This window comes from Stagnimonas sp. FW305-C-60 (assembly GCF_058782965.1).
Window position 1 is genome coordinate 370967 of record NZ_JBYSYF010000002.1, and the last position, 24140, is coordinate 395106.

At 67.8% G+C, this 24140-nt stretch carries 22 protein-coding genes and 1 tRNA gene; 4 read left to right on the forward strand and 19 right to left on the reverse strand.

The window, feature by feature from the left end:
• Window positions 1-16: 16 nt before the first annotated feature.
• The 6 genes from AC3WT6_RS08585 to AC3WT6_RS08610 all read right to left on the reverse strand — a co-directional run bounded on the left by AC3WT6_RS08585 (window position 17) and on the right by AC3WT6_RS08610 (window position 5172).
• Window positions 17-580 (reverse strand): YceI family protein, encoded by a 564-nt coding sequence (locus AC3WT6_RS08585; protein ID WP_492653163.1) that lies wholly within the window; start codon window positions 578-580, stop codon window positions 17-19.
• A 67-nt stretch (window positions 581-647) separates the two neighbouring features.
• Entirely contained in the window at window positions 648-1196 is a 549-nt protein-coding gene (locus AC3WT6_RS08590) for a YceI family protein (RefSeq protein WP_492653164.1), read from the reverse strand.
• A gap of 17 nt (window positions 1197-1213) precedes the next feature.
• Window positions 1214-1744: a cytochrome b gene (locus AC3WT6_RS08595; protein WP_492653165.1), complete on the reverse strand. Its 531-nt coding sequence runs from the start codon at window positions 1742-1744 to the stop codon at window positions 1214-1216.
• Between the two features lie 128 nt (window positions 1745-1872).
• A tRNA-Leu gene (locus AC3WT6_RS08600) sits at window positions 1873-1959 on the reverse strand.
• Window positions 1960-2012: 53 nt separating this feature from the next.
• On the reverse strand, window positions 2013-3626 hold the full coding sequence (locus AC3WT6_RS08605) for a GMC family oxidoreductase (protein WP_492653166.1): 1614 nt from the start codon (window positions 3624-3626) through the stop codon (window positions 2013-2015).
• Window positions 3627-3699: 73 nt separating this feature from the next.
• Complete coding sequence (locus AC3WT6_RS08610) at window positions 3700-5172, reverse strand: flavin-containing monooxygenase (protein WP_492653167.1); 1473 nt, start codon at window positions 5170-5172, stop codon at window positions 3700-3702.
• Between the two features lie 114 nt (window positions 5173-5286).
• Here AC3WT6_RS08610 and AC3WT6_RS08615 point away from each other — a divergent pair, with 114 nt between their 5' ends.
• Window positions 5287-6318 (forward strand): AraC family transcriptional regulator, encoded by a 1032-nt coding sequence (locus AC3WT6_RS08615; RefSeq protein WP_492653168.1) that lies wholly within the window; start codon window positions 5287-5289, stop codon window positions 6316-6318.
• A gap of 3 nt (window positions 6319-6321) precedes the next feature.
• On the opposite strand, the gene AC3WT6_RS08620 is transcribed toward AC3WT6_RS08615, so the two are convergent.
• From AC3WT6_RS08620 to AC3WT6_RS08635, 4 genes are read right to left on the reverse strand one after another with little or no spacing between them, the layout of a single operon-like run.
• Complete coding sequence (locus AC3WT6_RS08620; protein WP_492653169.1) at window positions 6322-8724, reverse strand: c-type cytochrome; 2403 nt, start codon at window positions 8722-8724, stop codon at window positions 6322-6324.
• Window positions 8721-10004, reverse strand: a complete 1284-nt coding sequence (locus AC3WT6_RS08625; protein ID WP_492653170.1) for a DUF3570 domain-containing protein — start codon at window positions 10002-10004, stop codon at window positions 8721-8723. Before AC3WT6_RS08625 ends, AC3WT6_RS08620 begins: the two co-directional genes overlap by 4 nt.
• A 10-nt stretch (window positions 10005-10014) precedes the next feature.
• Window positions 10015-10233 carry a DUF4266 domain-containing protein gene (locus tag AC3WT6_RS08630; protein ID WP_492653171.1) on the reverse strand — a complete coding sequence of 73 codons (219 nt, stop codon included), beginning with the start codon at window positions 10231-10233 and terminating at the stop codon, window positions 10015-10017.
• Window positions 10230-10745, reverse strand: a complete 516-nt coding sequence (locus AC3WT6_RS08635) for a TlpA family protein disulfide reductase (protein ID WP_492653172.1) — start codon at window positions 10743-10745, stop codon at window positions 10230-10232. The genes AC3WT6_RS08630 and AC3WT6_RS08635 overlap by 4 nt, the downstream gene beginning before the upstream one ends.
• Before the next feature lie 173 nt (window positions 10746-10918).
• Between AC3WT6_RS08635 and AC3WT6_RS08640 the strand changes: the two genes are divergently transcribed.
• Together AC3WT6_RS08640 and AC3WT6_RS08645 are read left to right on the forward strand one after the other, a co-directional pair.
• A complete protein-coding gene (locus AC3WT6_RS08640) occupies window positions 10919-11614 on the forward strand; it encodes a TetR/AcrR family transcriptional regulator (protein WP_492653173.1) in 696 nt (231 codons plus the stop codon).
• Window positions 11611-13287, forward strand: coding sequence for an AMP-binding protein (locus tag AC3WT6_RS08645; RefSeq protein WP_492653174.1), 1677 nt, complete (start codon window positions 11611-11613; stop codon window positions 13285-13287). Before AC3WT6_RS08640 ends, AC3WT6_RS08645 begins: the two co-directional genes overlap by 4 nt.
• Here AC3WT6_RS08645 and dmpG read toward each other — a convergent pair.
• Genes dmpG through AC3WT6_RS08675 form a run of 6 tightly spaced genes read right to left on the reverse strand, consistent with a single transcriptional unit; the run spans window position 13263 to window position 19727 of the window.
• Window positions 13263-14318, reverse strand: a complete 1056-nt coding sequence (gene dmpG, locus AC3WT6_RS08650) for a 4-hydroxy-2-oxovalerate aldolase (protein ID WP_492653175.1) — start codon at window positions 14316-14318, stop codon at window positions 13263-13265. The two genes, AC3WT6_RS08645 and dmpG, sit on opposite strands and share 25 nt — an antisense overlap.
• A gap of 14 nt (window positions 14319-14332) precedes the next feature.
• On the reverse strand, window positions 14333-15274 hold the full coding sequence (locus tag AC3WT6_RS08655) for an acetaldehyde dehydrogenase (acetylating) (protein ID WP_492653176.1): 942 nt from the start codon (window positions 15272-15274) through the stop codon (window positions 14333-14335).
• 3 nt (window positions 15275-15277) lie between these two features.
• The gene (locus tag AC3WT6_RS08660) at window positions 15278-16072 is read right to left on the reverse strand and encodes a 2-keto-4-pentenoate hydratase (protein WP_492653177.1); all 795 of its coding nucleotides are present in this window, start codon (window positions 16070-16072) and stop codon (window positions 15278-15280) included.
• 27 nt (window positions 16073-16099) lie between these two features.
• A complete protein-coding gene (gene mhpA / locus AC3WT6_RS08665) occupies window positions 16100-17815 on the reverse strand; it encodes a bifunctional 3-(3-hydroxy-phenyl)propionate/3-hydroxycinnamic acid hydroxylase MhpA (RefSeq protein ID WP_492653178.1) in 1716 nt (571 codons plus the stop codon).
• Window positions 17816-17828: 13 nt separating this feature from the next.
• The gene (locus tag AC3WT6_RS08670) at window positions 17829-18836 is read right to left on the reverse strand and encodes a VOC family protein (RefSeq protein WP_492653179.1); all 1008 of its coding nucleotides are present in this window, start codon (window positions 18834-18836) and stop codon (window positions 17829-17831) included.
• 9 nt (window positions 18837-18845) lie between these two features.
• A complete protein-coding gene (locus AC3WT6_RS08675; RefSeq protein WP_492653180.1) occupies window positions 18846-19727 on the reverse strand; it encodes an alpha/beta fold hydrolase in 882 nt (293 codons plus the stop codon).
• Between the two features lie 246 nt (window positions 19728-19973).
• Here AC3WT6_RS08675 and AC3WT6_RS08680 point away from each other — a divergent pair, with 246 nt between their 5' ends.
• The gene (locus tag AC3WT6_RS08680) at window positions 19974-20579 is read left to right on the forward strand and encodes a TetR/AcrR family transcriptional regulator (protein WP_492653181.1); all 606 of its coding nucleotides are present in this window, start codon (window positions 19974-19976) and stop codon (window positions 20577-20579) included.
• A 17-nt stretch (window positions 20580-20596) separates the two neighbouring features.
• On the opposite strand, the gene chrA is transcribed toward AC3WT6_RS08680, so the two are convergent.
• From chrA to AC3WT6_RS08695, 3 genes are all read right to left on the reverse strand, one after another.
• Window positions 20597-21940, reverse strand: a complete 1344-nt coding sequence (gene chrA, locus AC3WT6_RS08685) for a chromate efflux transporter (protein WP_492653182.1) — start codon at window positions 21938-21940, stop codon at window positions 20597-20599.
• A 124-nt stretch (window positions 21941-22064) separates the two neighbouring features.
• Window positions 22065-23336, reverse strand: coding sequence for a CaiB/BaiF CoA transferase family protein (locus AC3WT6_RS08690; protein WP_492653183.1), 1272 nt, complete (start codon window positions 23334-23336; stop codon window positions 22065-22067).
• 2 nt (window positions 23337-23338) lie between these two features.
• Entirely contained in the window at window positions 23339-24139 is an 801-nt protein-coding gene (locus AC3WT6_RS08695; protein ID WP_492653184.1) for an enoyl-CoA hydratase-related protein, read from the reverse strand.
• Window position 24140 lies beyond the last annotated feature (1 nt).

Genomic DNA, 24140 nt, shown 5'->3' on the forward strand with positions numbered 1-24140 from the left:
TTATGGCAGCAGCCGATTAGTCCTTGATCGCCTCGACCTGGATGCGCAGACGCACCTTGCCGGCCAGGCCATCGGCGTACGTGGTCATGCCGAAGTCGGCGCGGTTGAACTCGCCGTAAGCGTCACCGCCGCAATCTTCCTTCTTGAAGAAGGGATGGGTGATGCAGGTGAACTCGGTAATCTCCAGCTTGACCGGCTTGGTCACGCCCAGCAGGGTCAACTGACCATCGACCGCGGAGGGCTTGTCACCGGTGAACAGCAGCTTGCCCTTGTAGGTCGCGGTCGGGTACTTGGCGACATTGAAGAAGTCCTCGCTCAGCGCGTGCTCCTTCATCTTGTCGTGACCGAAGTTGATGCTGGCGACATCGATGCTGATGTCCACCGAGCCGGTCTTGGCCGCCTTGTCGAGCACCACCTTGCCGCTGGTCTTGTTGAACTTGCCGCGCCACCAGGACACACCCATGTGCGGCACCTCGAAACTGGGGTAGGTGTGGTTGGACTCGATGGTGTAGTTCTCCGGCGCCGCGAAGGCGGCAAGAGAGGTGCTGGCCAGCAGGGCGGCGATCAGGCTGCGTTTCATGGGTTTGTTGCTCCAGTGTGGCTAGGGTTGTCGGGGTCTTGGGGATGGGGCGAGCCGCCACGCGACCTCAGCGTGGCTGCACGATGTGGAACTTCACGGTGACCAGGTCTTCCACCACCTCGTCCCAGGAGGCGTCACCGATGCCATAGGTTTTACGGGAGACCGGCAGGTTGCCTTCGAACACCGTGGTGGCAGCCTCGCGCTTCACCGTCACCGGCAAGCTGATGTCGGTGGTCTTGCCCTTGATGCTGAGCCGGCCGCTGGCCTGGTAGCGGTCCCCGCCCAGAGCCTTGAAGGCGGTGGACTGGAACGTCGCCTTGGGATAGGCCTTGCTGTCGAACCACTCCTTCTTGCGCACCTCGGCGTTGTAGTCCTCCATGCCCAGGTCGAAGCCGGCGGTCTCGATCTCGATGCTGGCGCTCGCCGCCTCGGGCTTGGCGGGGTCGAAGCTGACCGTGCCGGCGATCTTGGTGAACTCGCCGTCGACCGGCACGTTCATCTGCTTGAACGTCGCGGTGGCCTTGCTCTTGGCCGAGTCGATGCCCAGCGCCGCCGGCGCCAGTGCGACTAAGCTCAACAGACTCAGCGCCAACAGGGATTTCGGGATGATCTTCATGGGGTTTCCTCTCCGGTTCAGGCCCCGAACCACATGCGGCCGAGCAGGCCGTCACGGTCGAGGAAGTGATGCTTGAAGGCCGCCAGCACATGCACGCCCACCAGCACCAGCAAGCCGGTCGCCAGCAGTTCGTGCATCTCGTGCAACACCCCGGCCAGCGCCTTGTCGCGGCCGACCAGATCCGGCAACTGCACCAGACCCAGATAGACCACCGGATAGCCAGACGCCGAGCTGTACAACCAGCCGGATAGCGGCAGGATGAAGATCAGGAGGTAGAGCCCGCGGTGGCCCCATTCCGAAGCCTGTTGCTGCCAGGCGGGCATGCCGGAGGGTAGCGGCGGCGGGCGATGCGTCAGGCGCCAGGTCAGGCGCAGCAGCGCCAGCAGGAACACCGTCACCCCGATCCACTTGTGCCAGCTGTAGTACTTGAGCTTGGCCGGCGACAGCGGCAGATCGGTCATGAACCAGCCCAGCCCGAAGCCCCCGGCAATCAACAGCGCGATCAGCCAGTGCAGGCTGACGGCGGTGCGGGTGTAGCGCTGTGTCATCGCTTCACTCCAGTTGAACGATGCGCAGCAGCTTAGGCCTTGGCTCAGCCGCTTAGTAAGCGGAATGTTTTGAGCCCTTCATTCAGTTGGTTTGAATCAGCGCATCGGGAGCGCGTGGCCGTATAGCCTGGTGCGACTGGCCGGACTCGAACCGGCACGCCATTGCTGGCACAAGATTTTAAGTCTCGGGCGTCTACCGATTTCGCCACAGTCGCGCGCCGCCATTGTACCGGCAGCGGCGGCAGCGGCTCGCGCCAGACGAGCCCGTTCAGTGCACGCCGAGGATCAGGTCGGCGGCCTTCTCGGCGATCATGGTGGTCGGCGCATTGGTGTTGGAGCCGACCAGGGTCGGCATGACCGAGGCATCGACCACCCGCAGGCCGGCGATACCTCGCACCCGCAATTGCGGATCGACTACCGCCATCGCATCGACACCCATCTTGCAGGTCCCCACCGGGTGGTAGGTGGTCTCGGCATTGCGCCGCACCCAGTCGGCCAGCTCGGCATCGGTCTGCAGGGCCGCGCCCGGGCTCAGTTCCTCGCCACGGTGCGGCGCGAAGGCCGGCTGCGCCAACACCTCACGGGTGCGACGCAGACCGGCCACCAACTTGCGCACATCGCCGTCCTCGGCGAGGTAGTTGGGGTCGATACGCGGCGGCGCCAGCGGATCGGCGCTGTGCAGACCCACCCGACCACGCGAGCGTGGACGCAGTTCGTAGAGGTAGGCGATGTAGCCATAGCCGCGCAGCATCGGCCGCAGGTTCAGGCCGTGGCTGAGATTGGGAAAAGGCCCGAAATGCCATTGCAGGTCCGGCCGCGGCTCCTCCAGCGTGGAGCGGAAGAAACCGCCCGCCTCCGGCCCATTGCTGGTCAGCGAACCGCGCCGCGCGAACAGGAACAGCAGCAGCGCCCACAGCGAACGCAGCAAGGCGGTGGGATGGAAGGACAGCGCCAGGCGGCTGCGTTCGCGGGTCTCGACGATCACCTCCAGATGGTCCTGCAGGTTCTCGCCCACGCCCGGCAGCTCCTGCACCAGCGGGATGCCGTGCCGCTCCAGCTCGGCGCGCGGGCCGATGCCGGAGAGCATCAACAACTGCGGCGACTGGAAGGCGCCGGCGCTCAGGATCACCTCGCGGCGGGCGCGCAGCTCCTGTTCCTCGTCGCCGGCCACCCGCAGGCGCACGCCCACCGCCCGCCCCTGTTCGATCAGCACCCGCGTCACCTGCGCACCGGTGAGGATGTCGAGATTGGGCCGGCGCCGGACCTCCTTGCCCAGATAGGCGCGGGCATTGCTGCACCGCAGGCCGTCCTTCTGGAACACCTTGAACTGCCCGACCCCCTCCTGTTCGGCGCCGTTGAAGTCCTCGTTGCGGCGATGCCCGGCCTGCACTGCGGCGCTGACAAAGACCTCGCTGAGCGGATTGGTGTAGCGGCGCTCGCTGACCTGCAGGGGACCGTCGTGGCCGTGGAACGGCCGGTCGGCCTCGGAGAGCGGCGCGTGGTAGCTCTCCGAGCGCTTGAAGTAGGGCAGCACCTCGGCGTAGGACCAGCCCTCGCAGCCCAGGCTGGCCCAGTGGTCGTAGTCCCAGGCATGGCCGCGGGTGCAGACGGTGGCGTTGATGCTGCTGCAACCGCCCAGGGTCTTGCCGCGCGGCTGATAGGTGCGGCGGCCGCCCAGCTGGGGCTGTGGCTCGCTCCAGAACTTCCAGTTGGCGAACCAGCCACGCACCAGGGCCACCACGCCGAACGGCAGGTGGATCAGCGGATTGCGGTCGTCCGGGCCGGCCTCGATCAGCGCCACCCGGATCGCCGGGTCGGCGGACAGCCGGTTGGCCAGCACACAGCCGGCGCTACCGGCACCGACGATCACGTAGTCGTACATGCGCTCTCCTCGTCTTGTTGTTTTCGGGTGGCGCCGCCGGGGCGGCGGTCGCAAGCCTCGGGCCGCCGGGGCCTCAAGGCCCGGCCAGCTGGTAGTGCGCCAGATCGGGCTTGGCGGTGCGCCGGCGGTACTCGCGCATCAGGCCGATCCAGTTGTTGGTATTGCGGCCCTCGGCGGTCTTGTACCAGGACTGGCAACTGCCCTCGAAGGTCGATTCGGCGCTGCGCCGCTGCACCTCGGCGACGAACTCGGCCTGCACCTCGGGCCGCAGATCGGCATAGCGCCAGGCGCCGGCGCGCTGGGCGGCGATCAGCTGGCCGATGTAGCGCTGCTGGCTTTCCAGCATGTAGACGATGGAGCCGGAGCCGACATTGGTATTGGGCCCGTAGAGCAGGAACAGATTGGGAAAGCCGCTGACGCTGATGCCCAGATAGGCCTCCGCCCCGCGCCGCCACTGCTCGCGCAGCTCGCGGCCATCCAGGCCGCGAATCTGCATCGGCGCCAGGAACTCGGTGGCGGCAAAGCCGGTGCCGTAGATCACCGCGTCCACCTCGCGGAGCTTGCCGTCCGCCGTGCGCACGCCGCCGGGCTCCAAGGCCTGCACCGCCTCGCTGACCACTTCGACGTTCGGCCGGGTCAGCGCCGGATACCAGTCGTTGCTGAGCAGGATGCGCTTGCAGCCCACCGGAAAGTCCGGCGTCAGCCGACGGCGCAGCGCCGGGTCGCGGACCTGCCGCCAGAGCTGGAACCTGGCCAGCCCGGTCACCAGCCGTTCCAGCCAGCGATGGCCCATGTAGGCACAGGCGAGCAGCTCGGTGATGGCGTAGATGCGCAGGCGGTCCAGCTTCTCGATCACCGGCAGGCGGTTGAGCAGGCCGCGCATGAACGGCGAGATCGGCCGCTCGACCTTGGGGATGGTCCAGCCCGGCGTGCGCTGGTAGAGGTAGAGCTGCTGTACCTCTTTGGCGATTTCCGGCACGAACTGCACGGCGCTGGCGCCGGTGCCGATCACCGCCACGGTCTTGCCCTTCAGGTCGTAGTCGTGATCCCAGTGCGCGGAGTGGAAGGCCTTGCCGGCGAACTGGTCGCCGCCCGGGATGCGCGGATAGGCCGGCCGATGCAACTGGCCGACGGCGCTGACGAGAAACCGGGCCTCGTGCACGCCACCACCGGCGAGGCGGATGCGCCAGACGCCGCGCGCGGCGTCGAAGTCCGCGCCCTCCACCTCGGTGCGGAAGCGGATGTGCCTCTGCAAATCGAACTTGCGGCTGCAATGGCGCAGGTAATCGAGGATTTCCGGCTGCCGGGCATAGCGCCAAGCCCAGGGATAATGGCTCTCGAAGGAAAACGAGTAGAGGTGCGAGGGCACGTCGCAGCCGGAACCCGGATAGCGGTTCTCGCGCCAGGTACCCCCCACATCGTCGGCCTTCTCGAAGATCACCAGGGAGTCGATACCGGCCTGCTTCAGATGCCAGGCCATGCCCAGGCCACCGAAGCCGGTGCCAATGATCGCGACCGTGCTGGCGCTGCTAGTCTCCGCCGTCATTTTTTAAGCTCTCCTCCTGCTAGTTTGGTCAGCATCACCGCATTCGCCGGCGGCGTGGATGACGGCCCCGGACATTCGATTGATAATCCGGGCCAGTTTCCCACTCCCCCGCCCATGTCGCTGACCGAAGTGCGCCGCAACATGGTCAGCGCGCAGGTGCTGGCCCGCTTCGCCGCCGAGCGCGGCCTCTCGCAGGCAGCCTGCCTGGCGGACACCGGCATCAGCCCCGAGGCGCTCGCCGATCCACAAAGCGAGATCAGCGCCGAGCAGGAGCTGCAGCTGGTGCGCAATCTGCTGTGCGGCCTAGGACCACGCCCAGGCCTGGGCCTGGAGGCCGGCCTGCGCTACCACCTGTCCACCTACGGCATCTGGGGCTTCGCCCTGCTCAGCTGCAAGAACTTCCGCGCGGTGGCCGAGGTGGTGGAGCGCTATCTCGACCTGAGCTATGCCTTCATCCGCTTCCGCACCCGGATCGAACCCGGCGTGCTGCAGATCCTGCTCGACGACAGCACCCTGCCCGAGGATGTACGGCCGTTCTTTCTGGAGCGCGACTTCGCCGCCTGGTCCAACGCCATGCGCGAGCTGCAACCGCAGGGCCTGCCGGTGCTGGCCGCGGAACTGCGCCTGCCGCGTCCGGACGACGCCGGGCGCTATATCGCGCTCTGCGGGGTGGAGCCGCGCTTCGACGCCGAGTCCAACCGCATCCACCTCGACCCCGCCCTGCTCGACACCCCCCTGCCCCAGGGCGATGCCCTGATCGCCCAGCTCTGCCTGGAGCAGTGCCGGCAGCTGCTGGAGAAGCGCAAGCGGCGCAGCGGCGTCTCCGGCCAGGTGCGCGACCGGCTGTTCCAGCTGGCCGGCCAGATGCCCTCGCTGGACCGCATCGCCGGCGAGCTGCAACTCGCACCGCGCAGCCTGCGCCGGCATCTGGAGCAGGAGGGCACCAGCTTCCGCGCGCTCGCCGACGAGGTGCTGGAGACCCTGGCCGAAGAGCTTTTGATCGTCGCCAACATGAAGCTGGAGGAGGTCGCCCAGCGTCTGGGCTATGCCGAACCGGCCAGCTTCATCCACGCCTTCAAGCGCTGGAAGGGCATCTCGCCCAACGCCTACCGCGAGCAGCAGCGCAAGACCGCGCCCGGCCGCTGAGCGCTACAGCGTCTTCAGATACTCGATCAGCGCCCGCCGCTCGGCATCGCTGAGCACGCGGCTGAACTCGTGGCCCTGGCGCCCCTGGCTGTAGGCCAGCGTGTTGTAGATCTTGCGGCGCTCAATCTCGGCGGTGCTCATCAGTGGCTGCGTCGGCAGATACCAGAGCAAAGGGTTGTTGCCGTAGATGCCGGACAGCAGTAGCTGCAACAGGGTCGGTGCCTCCGGGTCGCCCGGGTTGCAGTCCACATAGGGCATCGCACCGGCGACGTCGCAGGCCAGCGCCTCATACTTCCAGCCCAGACGGGCCGGGTCGTAGGCACGCGCCAGATCGCTGTCGTAGCCCATCACCACCTGCCCTGCCTGATCGGCGCGTGCGGGCGTCGACAGCCGCCGCCAGATCACCGGTCGGCTGTCGGGGGCTAGCACCCCCCAGACATCCGGTACCGCGCCGTTGTGAAAGTACGGGGCGCTGGCCCAGACCCCGTACAGCGGCGGCGCCAGATAACCGGGCGGGCGGCTGCCACGCAGCTCCGAGCGATTCTGCGGACCGCAATCGAGTTCCACCGGACCATCGACGGTTTCCGGGTAGGCGAAGAAGTCCTTCTTGCCGTAGACCTCGGCGGCCTCGTTGTCGCTGTCCACCCGCGCCGGATCGGTACCGATGAGATCGCGCGGCACGATGTAGCTGGCCTGGCCTTCCAGCACCGGGCTGTCGAGATAGGCCGGGTCGTGCGCGTAGCGCGGCGAGTAGACGCCATGGCAACTGGCGCAGGAGCCGTTGCCGCCGGCCGGCCGTGGCACCGGATTGTCGAGGCCCGCCCCCCAGAGATCCTTGGCATGGAACAGGATCGCACCCTGCTCGGCCAGCGCCTGGTCCACGGCCAGCGGGTACTCGGGCGACTTCAGCGACATCAGATAGGTATCGCCGGCGCGCGCATGCGCCTGCACCCAGGCGGTGGCGGCGGCGGTGTCGAAAGGAACCGGCGCATCCATCATCGGGATGAAGAAGCCGAGGTCGGAGCGCAGCGCGTCCATCGCCAGGAAGCCGTCCTGGAACTTCACCGCGCGGTGGCCCATGTTCCACCAGGCCGGCGCGTCCAGCGAGCCGCCATTGGGCGCGGTGAAGAAGAACTGGAAGGCCTCGGCGCTGAGCTGGGCGTCCAGGGTCAGCAGCACGATGATCTGCAGGGCCAGGGCATTGTTGGTGCCACGGGTCTTGCCGACGCTGATCGCCCCCAGCGAGCCGGCGCCAGGCAGGTTCAGCCCCATGCCGGTCTCGTTGAGCAGCAGTGGAAACTCGCTGAGGCTGTTGCTGTTGCCGTAGATCGCGTTGCGGCCCTCGGCATCACTGCCGCCGGCACCGCTGTGGCAGACGTGGCAGGTGACGCCGATGGTTCCGCTGTAGCGGCCATCGGCCGTGCGCAACTGCGTAAGCGCGGTGGGCAACTGACCGCTGCCGCCGTTGCTGGCATTGGGGTCTTCACCCGGCAGCGGATAAGGATTGCGGGCATTCGCCAGCGACAGCCCGTAACGCTCGGCGGCGAGCCGGTCGTAGTTGTCCGGCCGCGCGCTCAGACCCCATTTGCTCCACAGGCCGGCATAGGTGTCGGCGCTGAAGGACAGGAAGCCGTCGGTATCGGTGCCAGCGAAGAAGCTGCCGGCACCGGCGCCGCCGTTGCCCAGGATCAGCGCCTCACCGCGCGCGGCGAAGTCGCGCAGCTCGCCGCAGGTCTTCGCCGCCGGCTCCTCACCGACCAGGGCGGGGTCGGCGTGGCAGTCCTTCCAGTAGGCGTTGAAGTACACCGCCTTGCCGGCGTTGACACCGGGGCGGATCAGCGCCCGTGGATCGGTCGGCAGCGGCGTGTCGTCGGCCTTGCCGGCGCAGAAATCGAACCAGGCGTGCCCGCCGCGCGCACTGCCCAGCAAGGGCAGGTCCACGTTGCCGTCACCATCGCCGTTCAACAGACAGGCGGATGGGTCCACATAGCCCTGCAACAGCGCCGCCATTTCCACATAGGCCGCCGAGCCCACCGGCCAGGGCGCGCCGCCACTGTGACTGCGGCTGTCGGTGCCGGACGCCATGCGCAGAATGCGCGAGGGCGTACTCGCCGCGCCGCCCAGCGCCTCCCAGAAGGCCTTGAGCTTGGCCGCGTCCTGCGCGGGATCGCTACTGAGCTGGAACAGCCGGCCGTCGGGCACATCGCCCAGCCCGCCCGGCACGTGGCAGGTGCGGCAGTAGTCCAGCCGAGGCTGCACCCGTTCGCTGAACAGCGTCGCGCAGTCCTTCACCGTGCTGCCGCCACCTGCATCCGGTTTGGGCTCGGACGGCAGATCGTAATTGCCGGCCGAGCCGCAGCCAGCCAGCAGCAGGGCGAGCAGCGCCGCCGCGCCGGCGCGCTTCATGGCGTCGCCGGGACGATCTGCACCGGCGGCGGCAGGGCCGGCTCCGGTTGTAGCGCGCCGTCTCTACGCGGCGCCGGTGGTGCCAGCGACCAGCGATAGCTGAGCGCGGCGCTGACCGCCAGGAAGTCCACCAGACCGGGACTCTCATCACTGACCGAGCGCAGCGCGAAATCGCCATCGCTTTGGTAGGCCTCGACGGCGGCCGAGAAGGAAAAACCCCGCCAGCTCTTCTCCGCCGCGACACGGCCGCTGAGGGCGCCGTAGGCGGAGAGCCGGTAGTCGCTGCTGTAAAAGCCGTCCTCGCGGGTGGCGTTGTAGTAGGGCCGGTAGAAGTTGGCGTGGCCCTGCTGATACCAACGCAGGCTGGGCGTGAGACGCCAATCGGACGGCAGCTTCTGCACCCAGGCGACTTCCAGGCTGTCGGAGGCCACGCCCCAGTTGTCGGTGTAATAGCGGGCATCAACGTGCAGCGCCGCCTGCAAGGAGCGCAGGTAGTGGCGCAGACGGCCGGTCAGCGCCCACTGATTGCGATCCGGCGGCCGCGAGTCCGGCAGCAGGTTGGCATCGACATAGGCCAGCTTGTAGGGGTCGGAGAGATAGCCGTCGCTGTAGCTGTACGACAGCCCGAGCTGCGCCACCGTCTGTGGCGTCAGCACCTGGCTCAGGCCGGCATAGGCGGTGAAGCTGTCCTTGTCGGCCTTGGCGATACGGTTGGGGAAGCGCGCACTACCGCCGTCGGTGGGTTTCAACTGGTCGTAGGAGTAACCCAGACCGGCGGACAGCGTGTTGAGTCGCTGATTGAAATCCCACTCGGCTTCAACTCCGCCGGAATAGGCGAGATAGTCGTCCTCCTTGGAAACGCCCAGGCTCAGCGCACGCCGGCCCTGTTCCAGATGCTGGCGCGCGCGTCCCTGCAACACCGTGCGCTGATCGCGGATGCTGGCGCCGGAGAGCACCTGGATGGCCTGGCCGCCGCTGCCAGGAGCGACATACCAGGGCGAGGCGCCGGACATGGTTTCCAGCATCAGGTCGGCGCTGAAATCCCAGGCCTCGCCGTAGGGATGCAGCAGGTGGAACTGATGGCTGTCGACCTCGTAGCGCTCGCCGGCACCGCCATTGGTGGCGCTGGCCGGCAGGCTCGCCTCCTGGTAGTGCGAATAGCGATAACCGGCGTCGGCCTGTTCCTCGGCCCAGGCCTGCGCCTCGCTGGAATAGCCGGGCAGCGCGGCGGCTGCCGCACTCAAGGCCAGCAGGGCGCGCGAGGGTTTGGGTGTGCTCATGGGCCGGCGCTCAGTTGCAGCCGCAGCCGCCGCCGCCCAGGGCCGGGCCGCCGATGGCGGCTTCCTTGCTCTGGTAGGTGTGGCTGCGGATCGCGCCCTCCTCGACCAGGCCGCGCTCCCAGGCCATCTCCGGCCGGGCCAGATCCTCGCGTTGCCAGGGCTGCACCGGTTGCAGACCGCAACCGGCCAGCAGCAGCACGCCCGCCAGGGGCAGGCTCTTGGTCTTCATGGTTTCTCCTCCAGCAATAATTTTTCGATCTCGGCACGGATCGTTGGTACATCGGTACGACGAAAGCCCTGATGGATGTAACGCAGTCGGCCCTGGCGGTCCAGCAGATAGGCGTAGGGCATCTGGCCGATGCCGAAGGCCAGGAGGCTGGCCGGCTCCGGCGCCGCGAGTTGCGGGTAGCGCAGGCCCAGCTGGCGCACCACCTGCAAGGCCTTGCCGCGCTCCTCGTCCAGATTCACGCCGACGACCTCGAAGCCGCGCGCGGCGTATTCCTCGCGCAGTCCGTCGAGCAGGGGCAGCGAGATGCGGCAGGGCGCGCACCAGCTGGCCCAGAAGTCGAGATAGACGACGCGGCCGCGATAGTCGGCCAAGTGCTGCGGCGCGCCGCCCGCGAGTGGCTCGGCCACCAGTTCCGGCACCGTGGCGCCCAGCTCCGGCGGCGCAGCGGCGGCGGCGGCGCCCAGCAGCAGGCCCAGAGCCGGCAGCCAGGCGGCGGCGCTGCGGATACTCACGCTCTCTCCTTACGTGGTTCTCGTTGTGACGACCATACTCCGCCCGCAACAGGCGGCTGCCCATAGCGTTAGCGGCCAGGGCGTTGATAGTTTTGACCGGTGGCCGGAACAGTCAGCCTTTTGGCCATTATTGACATTTGTCAGCTCAATACCCCACGGCTACTCTCGCCGCCATGCAGGAGTCCCTCGACCCGGCGGCGATCGCCAAGCAACCCACCCAGCAGCGAGCCCGGGAGCGCTTCGACCGCATCCTGCTGGAGGGCGAGCAGTTGCTGATCGAGCAGGGCCTCTCGGGTTTCTCCATCCCGGTACTGGCCGAGCGCCTGGGCTACACCCGCGGCAGCGTCTACGCCTACTTCCCTACGCCCTACGCCATCCTCAACGAACTGGTCGGTCGCTACCTGGTGCAACTGGAGGCGGTGTTCTATTCACGCAGCGAGGAGTTGCGCCGCGTCGGACTGAACCAGGGCATCCGGATGATCGTCAAGCACGCCGCCGACTTCCACAACGCCCACCCGGCCGCGCGCCTGCTGATCCTGGGCGGCGCGGTCACCGACGACAGCTACCGCGCTCAGGAGCGCACCAACAAGCGTCTCGGCGACCTCGGTCGCATGGTCTGGTACGGCGGCGCGGCGCTGCCGGCCGGCCTGCCCGACATCACCACCCTGGCGGCCGACCTCGGCACCGCCTGCTTCCGCCGCTCCTATTTCGAGCACGGCGAGATCACGCCGCCCTACCGCGAGGCCGCGGCGCGGGCGATGACCGGTTTCCTGTCCGCCTACGCGCAAGCGCTGGCCGCGCCAGGCAGCAGCATCCGCAGCACGACACCCAAACCAGCCGTACAGAAAATCACGAGGAGAAACCCATGACATCTGGCCTGCAGCAACGCAGCCCCCTGGCCTGCCTTTACCACTGGGAAAAGACCCAGCCGCAGACCGTGCATTTCGTCCAGCCCACCGGCAGCGGACAGGTCAGCGAATACAACTGGGCGCAGATCCTCGACGAGGTGCGGCGCATGGCCGCGCACCTGCAATCGCTGCAACTGCCGCCGCAGAGCCATATCGCCCTCTTAGGTAAAAACAGCGCGCACTGGATCATGGCCGACTGGGCGATCTGGATGGCCGGCCACGTCAGCGTGCCGCTCTACCCCACCCTCAACGCCGACACCGTGCGCTACATCCTGGAGCACAGCGGCGCGCAGCTATTGTTCCTCGGCAAGCTCGACGACTGGCCGGCGATGCAGTCGGGCGTGCCGGCGCAGATGCCGATCATCCGCCTGCCGCTATCGCCACAAGCCCGCGGCGAAAGCTGGAGTGAGCTGATCGCCCGCAGCGTGCCGCTCAAGGGCGAGCCGGACCGCGCGCTCGACGAGCTCGCCACCATCGTCTACACCTCGGGCAGCACCGGCCAGCCCAAGGGCGTGATGCAGAGCTTCCGCTCGTTCCAGCTCTGCGGCAGCCTGCTCAACGAGCTGTTCCCGCTCACCGAGCAGGACCGCATGCTCTCCTACCTGCCGCTGGCCCATGTCGCCGAGCGGCTGATCGTCGAGAACGCCTCCACCTATCACGGCTTCAAGGTGTACTTCGCCGAGTCGCTGGAGACCTTCGTCAACGACCTGCGCCGCGCCAAGCCCACCATGTTCTTCTCGGTGCCGCGGCTGTGGACCAAGTTCCACCTGGGCGTCTGCGCCAAGCTGCCGCTGAAGAAGCAGCGTCTGCTGTTCCGCATCCCCCTGCTCGGCCGCAAGCTCAAGCGCAAGATCCTCGAACAACTGGGCCTGGAGCATGTGCGCATCGCGGTCACCGGCGCCGCGCCGCTGCCGGCGCCCATCGTCGCCTGGTACCGCAGCCTGGGCCTGGATCTGCTGGAGGCCTACGGCATGAGCGAGAACTTCGCCTACTCGCACTTCACCCGCCCGGGCGACGCCAAGACCGGCTACGTCGGCCCGCCGAATCCGGGCGTCGACTGCCGCATCGGCGACAACGGCGAGATTCTGGTGAAGAGCCCGGCACAGATGATGGGCTACTACCTGGCGCCGGAGGCCACCGCCGAGGCCTACACCGAAGACGGTTACTTCAAGACCGGCGACATGGGCGAACTCGACGAGCGGCAGCGCCTGCGCATCACCGGCCGGGTCAAGGAGCTGTTCAAGACCAGCAAGGGCAAGTACGTCGCACCGGTGCCGATCGAGAACAAGCTGGGCGCCCACCCGAAGCTGGAAGTGGTCTGCGTCGGCGGCGCCAACCAGCCAGCGACCTTCGCCCTCGCCCTGCTCTCCGAAGACACCCGCAAGCACCTGGCCGGCGGCGGCGACCGTGGCGCCATCGAGACCGAGCTGGGCTCGCTGATGGACGAGGTCAACGCCAGCCTAGACCCGCACGAACAGCTGCAATTCATCACCGTGGTGCGGGAGCCCTGGACCATCGACAACGGCTTTCTCACCCCGACCATGAAGATCCGCCGCAACATCATCGAGAAGCACTACGAGCCGCAGCTGGAGCGCTGGTACCAGCAGCGTCAGGCGGTGGTCTGGGATAGCTGAGAGCTAGCGGACTGGCGGCGCAGCAGGTCCAGCGCGACGTCGACGATCATGTCTTCCTGGCCGCCGACCATGCGCCGCCGTCCGAGCTCGACCAGGATGTCGACGGTCTTGAGGCCGTACTTCTTCGCCGCCGCCTCGGAGTGGCGCAGAAAGCTGGAGTACACGCCGGCATAGCCCAAGGCCAGGGTCTCGCGATCCACCCGCACCGGGCGATCCTGCAAGGGGCGCACGAGATCCTCGGCCGCGTCCATCAGGGCGTAGAGGTCGGTGCCGTGGTTCCAGCCCAGGCGTTCGGCCGCGGCGATGAACACTTCCAGGGGCGCGTTGCCGGCGCCGGCGCCCATGCCGGCGAGGCTGGCGTCGATGCGGTCGCAGCCCTCCTCCACCGCGACGATGGAGTTGGCGACCCCGAGACTCAGATTGTGGTGGGCATGGATGCCGGTCTGCGTCTCGGGCTTGAGCACCGCCTTGAGCGCGCGAAAGCGCTCGCGGACGTCCTGCATGCTCAAGGCGCCACCGGAGTCGACCACGTAGATGCACTCGGCGCCGTAACTCTCCATCCGCTGGCCCTGCTCGGCCAGCGCCTCGGGGCTGGTCATGTGACTCATCATCAGAAAGCCGACCGCGTCCATGCCCAGCTTCCTTGCGTACTCGAGGTGCTGCCGGGAGATGTCCGCCTCGGTGCAATGGGTCGCCACCCGGACAATCCGCGCGCCGGCATCGTAGGCCGCCTTCAGATCGTGAACGCTAGCGATGCCGGGCAGCAGCAGGGTGGCGATTTTCGCGTGGCTGACGACCTCGGCCACCGCGGCGATCCATTCGAGATCGGTGTGGGCGCCAAAACCATAGTTGAAGCTGGAGCCCTGTAGGCCGTCGCCGTGCGCCACCTCGATGCTGTCGACTCTGGCCAGGTCCAGCGCGCGGGCGATGTCCTGCACGTTCGCGATCGAATACTGGTGGCGAATCGCGTGGCTGCCGTCACGCAGGGTCACGTCGGAGATGATGAGCTTCTTGCCGGGCATAAAAGCCATGTGCGGACTCCTGCTTAAACGCCACGCATGGCGGCGGCCATGCGCTCGCCGGTGGCCAGCGCCGCCGAGGTCATGATGTCGAGGTTGCCGGCATAGGCCGGCAGGTAGTGCGCCGCGCCCTGCACCTCGAGAAACACCGTGGTCTTCAGGCCGCTGAACCGGCCGATGCCCGGCAGATGCAGGGGCGCCTGCTCGGGGATCACCTCGAACTGCAGCGCCTGCTTGAGGCGGTAGCCCGGCACATAGGCCTGCACCGCCGCCACCATCGCCAGGATCGAAGCCTCCACCGCCGCCGGATCGGCCGCCTCCGACAGCACATAGACGGTGTCGCGCATCATGAGCGGCGGCTCGGCCGGATTCAGCACGATGATCGCCTTGCCCTTGGCGGCGCCGCCAACCACCTCGATGGCCTTGGCGGTGGTTTCGATGAACTCGTCGAGATTGGCGCGGGTGCCGGGGCCGGCGGACTTGCTGCTGATCGAGGCGACGATCTCGGCGTAATGCACCTTCGCCAGACGCGATACCGCCGCCACCATCGGGATGGTGGCCTGGCCGCCGCAGGTGACCATGTTGACGTTGAGCTGGTCCAGGTGGATATCGAGATTCACTACCGGCACGCAGTAGGGGCCGATGGCCGCAGGCGTGAGATCGATCAGGCGGATGCCGGGCCTGCGGCGACGCAGCGCGGCGTCGTTCTGTAGGTGCGCGGCGGCCGAGGTGGCGTCGAAGACGATGTCGATCTCGCCGAAGTCGGGCAGGCGCAGCAGGCCGTCCACCCCTTCGTGAGTGCTGGCGACGTTCAGGCGCTTAGCGCGCGCGAGGCCGTCGGAGGCGGGGTCAATGCCGACCATCGCCGCCATTTCCAGATGCTGGCCGTGGCGCAGGATCTTGATCATCAGATCGCTGCCGATATTGCCGCTGCCGATGATCGCGGCCTTGATCTTCTTGCTGCTCATACTTCAGACCATGCGGCAGGCGACGCTGCCGAGTGCGCCGATGCGGGCCTGCAACTGGTCGCCGGCGGCGACTGCGATCATCGGCCCCAGCGCGCCGGACAGGATCAGCTCGCCGGCGCGCAGGCCGGCGCCGCGCTGCGCCATGGTGCGGGCCAGCCAGTAGGCGGCGCGCAGCGGATGCCCCAGGCAGGCGGCGCCGCAGCCCAGCGATTCGGTGCGCCCATTCCTGTCGAGTTGCAGACCCAGTTCGCCCAGCGCCAGCTGGCCCAGGCTCACCGGCTGGTTGCCGAGCACGTAGAGGCCGCAGGAGGCGTTGTCGGCGACGGTATCGACCAGGCTCAGCTTCCAGTCGGCAATCGCGCTGTCGACGATTTCCAGCGCCGGCAGCGCATAGGCCAGCGCCGCGAGAAACTCACCATAGCTGGGGCTGTCGCCGCCGAGATCGCGGCCGACCACGAAGGCCACCTCGGCTTCCGCCTTGGGCTGGATCAGGCGCGCCATCGGCACCTCATCGCCAGCCAGAAACTCCATGTCGTCGAACAGCACCCCGAAGTCGGGCTGATCGACGCCGAGCTGCTGCTGCACCGAGCGGGAGGTCAGCCCCACCTTCTTGCCGACGATGCGGGCACCGCCGGCGACCCGCGCCGCGGTGTTCAATTCGGCGACGGCATAGGCCTGGGCTAACCCGACGATGCCGTGGCTGGCGGAAACCGGCGCGATCGGCCTGCGGCTGGTGCGCGCCTCACGCAGGGCATCGGCGGCGACGCTGATCCGCGCCTCTGGGAGTCGATTGGACATGGGAGTCTCGGTTGATGGTCGGCGGGATCAGGCGGCCTGGCCGGCCTGCCAGTGCAACTGCCGGGCTAGCTCGGCGATGGCGGCGTCGAGGCCCTGCGGCGCCACCACCGCGAACGCAAACTTGTCGGGCCGCAGCACCGCCACGCCCCTGGCCTTGCAGCCCGCCTTGCGGAACCAGCCGACCATGTCGCCATCGACATCCTCGACTTCGTCCAGCTCGGCCGCAGCGCCGCGCCCCAGCGCCTTCTGGCCTTGCGGCCGGCCGGCGTAGGGATAGAGCGTCAGGTATTTCGCGCCCATCGAGGCCAGCAGCTGGCGGCTGGCGTCGGACAGACTCGCGCGCGGATCGCAGTTGTAGCCGACCAGGGCGAGGTCGTTGCCGAGCAGCTCGTCGAGCAGCACCCGCCGGCCGTTGGAGCGCCGCACCAGCGGCTGCGGCGCCAGCGCGCCTTCCGGCCCCTTGCGGCGCCGGCGCGGCAGACCCAGGTACCGGCCCTGGGTGTAGATCGGCATCGGCTTGAAGCCGCCTTCCTGGAACCAAGCCCGGGTCGCCGGGATCGCCTGCATCGCCCGGAGTGCCAAGTCGCGCAGCGTGGTCGAGACCGGATTGGTCATCGACACCACGTTCTTGAGCAGCACCGAGATGTCGATCATCGCCTGGGCGTGGTCTTGCCGCTCTCGCTGATAGCTGTCGAGCAGCGCCTCGCCCGCCTGCCCGTTCAGCACCGCGCTCAGCTTCCAGGCCAGGTTGCAGGCATCGCGCACGCCGGAGCTGGCACCCTGACCCATGAACTGCGGGGTCATGTGGGCGGCATCGCCGGCCAGCAGCACCCGCCCCTCGCGCCATCGCGTCGCCATCAGCGCATTGAAGGTGTAGACCAGCTTGCGCTTGACCTCGAACTGGTCGGGGTCGACCCAGCGCGAGATCAGCTCGCGCACCGTCTCCGGCTTCTCCATGTGCTCCTTGGTCACGCCCGGCATCAGCATGAACTCGAAGCGATGAAAGCCATCGGGCTGGGTACAGCTCACCACCGGCATCTTCGGATCGACCACGAAGTTGAAATAGGGGATGTGGCGCAGCGCCTCGGCGCCGGCCTTCAGCCTGAGGTCCACCACCAGCCAGGGCTCGGGGAAGTTCTGCCCGGTCATCTCGATACCCAGCTGCGCGCGTATCGCGCTGCGCCCGCCGTCGGCGCCGATCAGGTAGCGGGCCCGCAGGCTCTGCACATCGGCATCGCCGCCGCGCTCGACCTTGGCGTCGCTGCTGTCGGTGTAGCGGACCACCTGGGTCGCCTGGTGACGCACCGTCACCCCGCTCGCATCCTGCTGGAAGGAAACCAGTTCGCGGCCGCGACGGACCTCGACCTTGGGGTAGCGGCTCATGAGTTCGGTCAGCGTCGTCTCCAGATAGGGCTGGTAGAAGAAGTTGACGACCGGCCAGCCGAAGGGCCGCCGCAGCGGGATGTACTGCCCCATCACGCGGCCGTCCGGGCGTACGAACTGCACCGGGGTTTCCGGCAGCATCCGCGCTTGCAGCTCCTCGGCGAGCTGGGCGGACTGGAAGATCCGCATGCACTCGTCGTCGGTGTAGACGGCGCGCGCATTGCCGTAGAAAACCGGCTCGCGTTCGAGCACCACCACCCGGTGCCCGCGCATGCCCAGGAGGTGGGCAAGGACCAGACCGGTGGGGCCCAGGCCGCAGATGATGACGTCCGCCGAATCGGCGGATGCAGTGCTGTTCATGGCGGTTTGAGCCTCAGATCGGTGAATACTCGGGGCGGAGCAGCGATCGGGCGCCGCGTCCGAAGTTGCCGAGATTGGTGATGGCGCCGTGGGCGAGCCCATGGTTCTGCGGCTTGTGGCCCCAGAGGCTGATGGCGTTGTAGGAGCTGGGCTGCCAGTGCGACTCGTCGACCGTGATCGGCGCCCAGCCCAGCTCGATCTCGAAGCCGGAGGGGCTCAGCACATAGAACGACAGCTCCAGGTCATTGGGGTGCTGACCGATCTCGTGGGCCATCTCGAAACCCAGGCTGCGGCAACGCCGAAAGGCCGAGGCGAGGTCGTCCAGGGTCGCGGCTTGCAGATTCAGGTGCTGGACCTGGGTGCGGATCGGGTCGATACGCAGGCCGCGGGTCGCGGCGATCGCCAGCGAGTGATGCCGCGCGTTGAGCCGCAGAAAGCTGATGTCCAGCATCGCGCCCGGCATCCGCTGCGAGATTCGATCACTCAGGCGCGCATCGAACAGCTCCTGCCAGAAGCGCAGCTGCTTCTCCGGCCGCTTCGAGGTGATCGCGACATGGCCCATCCCTTCCGCGCCGGTGACAAAGGCCGAGGTCAGCATGCGCAGCGGGCGTGGAGTCAGGATCGGCTGCGTGTACAGCTCGATCGGCAAGCCCTTGGGGCCGACGAGCCGCCAGCAGGAGGCGACGCCGCGTTGCGCGGCCTCCTCACCACCGACGAGCCGGTAGGCGATGCCACGCTCGTCCAGGCGCGCGAGGACGGCTTGCAGCGCGACCGCGTCGCTGAGCTGCCAGCCGAGGCCGACGAAGTCCTCTGCCGGCCCCTTGCGGATGATGAGCCGACGGGCGTGGTCGTCGATCCGGAACGCCAGTTCCTGCTCGCTCTCGGCCTCCAGATGCAGCCCCAGGCCCTGGAGCAGGAGGCGGCGCCAGGCCTCCAGGCGTTCGGACTCGATGAGCACATAGCCCAGACGGGTCGCGCCGAAGAGGTCGAGCTCCGCGGCCGGAGTCGCTGTCTTGGTCATGGCCGCCCCCTAGCCGCGAGCGCTCGTGGGCGTGTGCCGCGAGAGAAACGACAGCGCCACCGCATTGAATTCCTCGGCGCGCTCCCACTGCACCCAATGGCCGGTCTTGCTGAACTGGTAGAGGTCGCAGTTGGGCAAAATCCTTTGCAGCGTCGGGCCGCCGCTGGGGCGATTGACCTTGTCCTCGCAGCCCCAGAGCACCAGGGTCGGCGCCTTGCAGTCGGCCAGGCGGGAGTCGCGGGTGAAGTCCATGCGGATCGCCGCGGCCAGGTTCTGCGGACGCCGCAGTGGCGGCGCGGCGACGACCTCGGGATCGAGGCTGGCCTGGTAGCGCTCCTTGATCACCGCCTCGCTGACCTGGCTGCCGTCGTACACCAGGTATTCGCGGATGAAGCTGCGCAGCTTTTCCAGCGAGGGCCCCGCGCCCGTGTAGTAGTTGAGCAGCAGCTTCAAACCCTTGGTCGGCAGCGCGCGGGTGGTGTTGATGCCGCCCGGCCCCATCAGCACCATGGCCGAGACGCGCTTGGGCTGGTCCAGCGCCATGCGCAGGGCGCAGGCGCCGCCCAGGGAATTGCCGATCACATGGGCGCTTTCGATGCCGAGTTCATCGAGCAGGCCCAGCATCGCCTCGGCGAGATCGCCGAACGGGTCTTGGCGATTCACGCCCTTGCTGGACTGGCCATAGCCCTGCATATCGGCAACCAGCACCCGGTAGTGCCGTGCCAGCGCCTCGATGTTGCGCGAGTAGTTGGACAGGCCGGAAGCGCCGGGGCCGCCGCCGTGCAGCATCAGCAGCGGGTAGCCGGAGCCAAGCTCGCTGACATGGATATGGCGCCTGCCGAAGCGCACCGTGCGCGATTGCAGGCCGGGGATGGCGTTCTCTGTGCTCATGATGGGGGTCTCCTCGATTGGTCTTTTTGGGCGGCGACCAGGCGCGCCGCGTAAACCGGGCCGGCAGGCGGGCCGGTTTCCTAGTTGGCAGGTCTTCGGGCTCCTCGGCCCTGATTCGATGACTCGATTTGAACAGTATTGTTCAATATTGTCAAACACTGAGTATCTATTTACTACTCGTTTGACTTGGCTTGGACATGCTTGTCCAATGTGCGCGGCCAGATTTCCCTAGCTCCTGCCGCCACCATGACCCCCGCCCAGATCCGTATTCACCGCGCTGCCTTGCAGCTGTTCGCCGAAAAGGGTTCGAGCCAGATCACCGTCAGCGAGCTGGCCGCCGCCGCCGGGATCGCGCGCGGCACGATCTACAACAACCTGGAATCGCCGGAGTCGCTGTTCGAGAACGTCGCCAGCCAGCTGGCCACCGAGATGGTGGAGCGCGTGGTCGCCAGCTTCGCGACCGTCGAGGACCCGGCGCAGCGGCTCGCCAACGGCATGCGCTTTTTCATCCGCCGTGCGCACGAGGAGCCGCACTGGGGCCGCTTCGTGGTCCGCTTTGCGATGAACAACACCGGCCTCCAGGGACTGTGGAACGGCCCGCCGATGAGCGATGTGCTGAACGGCATGAGCCAGGGCCGCTACAACTTCCGGCCCGAGCAGTTGCCGGCGGTGATCGCGATGATTACCGGTGGCGTGCTGACCTCGATGCTGCTGGTGCTGGAAGGACACCGCACCTGGCGCGAGGCCGGCAGCGACATCGCCGAGCTGGTGTTGCGGGGCATGGGACTGCCGGCCGACGAGGCTAGACGCGTGGCCAGCGGCGAACTCCCGGCCCTACCCGAATCGGGCTGACCTCGGGACTGCCCTGGTCAAACTGCCAGGCGCAAGGCCCAGCCCAGCGCCGCGCAGGCCAGCAGGGTGCGGATCAGGCTTATGTGAAAGCGCAGCATGGCCAGCATCGCGCCGGTGGCTAGCAGCAGCGCCGTCCAGTCCAGCGTCGCCAGCTGCGGCAGCGGCAGCGACAGGCCATAGCCCTGCCAGCTGTCGACGCGCTTGAACAAGACATGCAGCGCGAACCACAGCGAGAGGTTGGCGATCACGCCCACCACCGCGGCGGTGATGCCGGTCAGCGCCGCCGACAGCCAGCGATTGCCGCGCAGACGCTCGATGTAGGGCGCGCCCAGAAAGATCCACAGAAAGCAGGGCACGAAAGTGACCCAGGTGGACAGCGTCGCGCCCAGCACACCGGCCAGCAGCGGGTCCAGCCCGCCCGGCGCACGGTAGGCGCCGAGAAAGCCGACATAGCTCAGCACCAGGATCAGCGGCCCCGGTGTGGTCTCGGCCAGCGCCAGGCCCTGCACCATTTCCTGCGGCGCCAGCCAGCCATAATGCTGCACCGCCTGCTGGGCCATGTAGGCGAGCACCGCATAGGCGCCGCCAAAAGTGACCACCGCCATCTTGCTGAAGAACAGCGCTTCCTGGGTAAAAACATGGTCTGGCCCCAGGCTGAGCCAGAGCAGGACCAGCGGCGTGAACCAGAGCAGCAGGCCAATGCCCAGCACGCCCAGCAGCCAAGACAGCCGCGGTCGCGCATGCGCGGGCACCGGCTCCGCCGCATCGAGGTCCGGAGTTTTCCCGGAGGGCCGGAACAGCTCCGGCCGCCAGCGCGCGCCCAGCAGGCCGATCAGGCCGGCGCCGAGCACCACCAGCGGAAACGGCAGTGCGAAGAAAAAGATGGCGATGAAGGCCAAGGCCGCCAGCACATACAACCCGCGTTGTTTCAGCGATTTCTTGCCGACGCGCAACAGCGCCTCGACGACGATGGCGAGCGTCGCCGCCTGCATGCCGTAGAGCAGGCCTTGCATCCAGTCCAGTTCGCCGAAACTCACGTAGAGCATGGCGATGCCGACCATCAGCAGGAAACCGGGCAGGATGAACAGCAGGCCCGCCACCAGACCACCCCAGGTCTTGTGCAGCAACCAGCCGATGTAGACCGCGAGCTGCTGCGCCTCCGGGCCCGGCAGCAACATGCAGTAGTTGAGCGCGTGCAGAAAGCGCGTCTCGCTGAGCCAGCGACGCTCCTCGACCAGGAGCTTGTGCATCAGCGCGATCTGCCCGGCCGGACCGCCAAAGCTGATGAAGCCGATCCGCAGCCAGACGCGAAACGCCTCCCAGAACGGGACTGGCGGCGACATGTGGGCTGGTGAGTTCATGAGCGGGAGCGGTGGCGAGCTTGGCGGCAGATTCGGCGCCTAAAGCCTTGTACTACAGCTTGGCCACGGCGCCGAGCCGCGATGTTAGCGGCTGGCACTTGCTGGCGGCGCCGCCAGCAGGCGGTCAGCGCCGCGCCCTGCTCGCCGGCGATTTGGTCTTGGTCTTGACCTGGCCGCGCAAGGCGCCCAGCACCGCCGCGTTGTCCGCACCCAGCTCCGGCGCTGGCCCCAGCTTCGGACGCGGCAGGCTGAACTGCACCGGCAGCGCGAAGGCCGGCTTGCCGCCATCGTCCTCGACCATGCCGCGCGCCAGCACCTGCTCGTTCTTCAGTGCCTCCTCGATGTTGAGGATGGGCGTGACGCAGACATCACGCCCGGCCAACAGTCGCGCCCAGTCGTCGCGGCTGCGGGTCAGGAACACCGCCTGCAAGGCCCAGCGGATCGGCGCGGTGGTCAGCCGCGCGCGGCGCGGATCGCCGAACAGCTGTTGCAGCTTGCCGAAGGGATCGCTCTTCTTGTTTTCCCCCGGCTTGCCGGCACTGCCAGCATTGGGCTTGCGCGCGCCGCCGCCGGCCAGGGCCCGCTCCAGGCCCTTGCGCAGGGGCGCCGGCGCCGACTCGGCCAGGGCCTTGAGCAGGCCGGTGAAGAACTTCGGCTCCAGCGCGCCCACCGCCAGATAGCCGCCGTCGCGGCAGCGGTAGAGGCTGTAGTTGGGCAAGGCACCGGTGAGCAGATCGGCGCCGCGCTGCGGCGCGCGGCCCTCGCTGCGCAAGCTGGCCAGGGCGATGGGCTGCAAGGCCAGCGCGCCGTCCATCATCGCCACATCGACGAAGCTGCCTTCACCGCTGGCGCGCGCGCCCAGCACCGCCGCCAGTACGCCCATCGCGCAGGTCAGTGCGCCACCGGCGAGATCGGCGACCTGCAGGTTGGAAAGCGCCGGCCCGCCGCCGGCGCGGCCGATCTGGTCGAGCACGCCGGCGATGGCCAGGTAGTTCATGTCGTGGCCGGCCCAGTCGCGGTAGGGGCCGCTGTGGCCATAGCCGGTGAGCGAGGCATAGACCAGCCGGGGGTTGATCGCCTTCAGGCTCTCGTAGTCGCAGCCGAAGCGCGCCATCACGCCAGGGCGGAAGGACTCGATCAGCACGTCGGCGGTCTTCACCAGCTCCTTGAAGCGCGCCTGGTCCTCGGGCTGGCGCAGGTCGATGGTCACCGACTTCTTGCCACGGTTGATGAGCGCGAACATCTCGCGCGAGCCGCGCGCATAGTCGCCGCCCTCGGGCTCCTCGATCTTGATGACCTCGGCGCCCATCTGCGCCAGGTAGAGCGTGCAGAACGGACCGGGCAAGAGGCGCGAGAGATCGAGCACACGCAGGCCGGCAAGCAGGGGGTTACTCATGTTCAACGCCCCTTGAAGTTGGGTTTGCGCTTCTGCACGAAGGCCATCGCGCCTTCCTGGAAGTCCAGCGAGCGTCCGCATTCGCGTTGCAGATCGCTTTCCAGATCAAGCTGCTTGGCGAGGTCGTTGCCGGCCGCGGCGTGCACCGCGCGCTTGATGCGCTCGATGGCGATGGCCGGGCCGTCGGCCAGACGGCGCGCCAGCGTCAGCACGCCGGGCAGCAGTTGCTCGTCGTCCATGACCTCCCAGATCAGGCCCCAGTCCCTGGCCTGTTCGGCGGGCAGGCGCTCGCCCAGCAGGGCCAGGCCCATCGCCCGCTGCTGACCGAGCGCGCGCGGCAGGATCCAGGTGCCGCCGGCATCGGGGATCAGGCCGATGTTGACGAAGGCCTGGAGGAAGTAGCTGGAGCGCGCGGCGATGGTGAGATCGGCCATCAGCGCCAGATTGGCGCCGGCCCCGGCGGCAACGCCATTGACCGCCGCGATCACCGGCTTGGGCAGGCTGCGCATCTTCAGGATCAGCGGGTTGTAGTAGCGATCCAGCGCGTAGCCAAGATCGAGCCGGCCCTGCACATCCAGCGGCGGCTTGGCGGCGGTGGCCGCGAGATCGGCGCCGGTGGAGAAACCACGGCCCTCGCCGGTGAGCACGATCACCTTCACTGCCGGATCAGTGGCGGCCTGGTCGAAGGCCTGGCCCAGCTCCTCCATCAGCGGCAGCGTCATGGCGTTGAGCGCCTTTGGCCGGTTGAGCTTGATGAGGGCGACGCGGTCCTCAACGCTGTAGAGGATGTCCTGGAAGTTCATG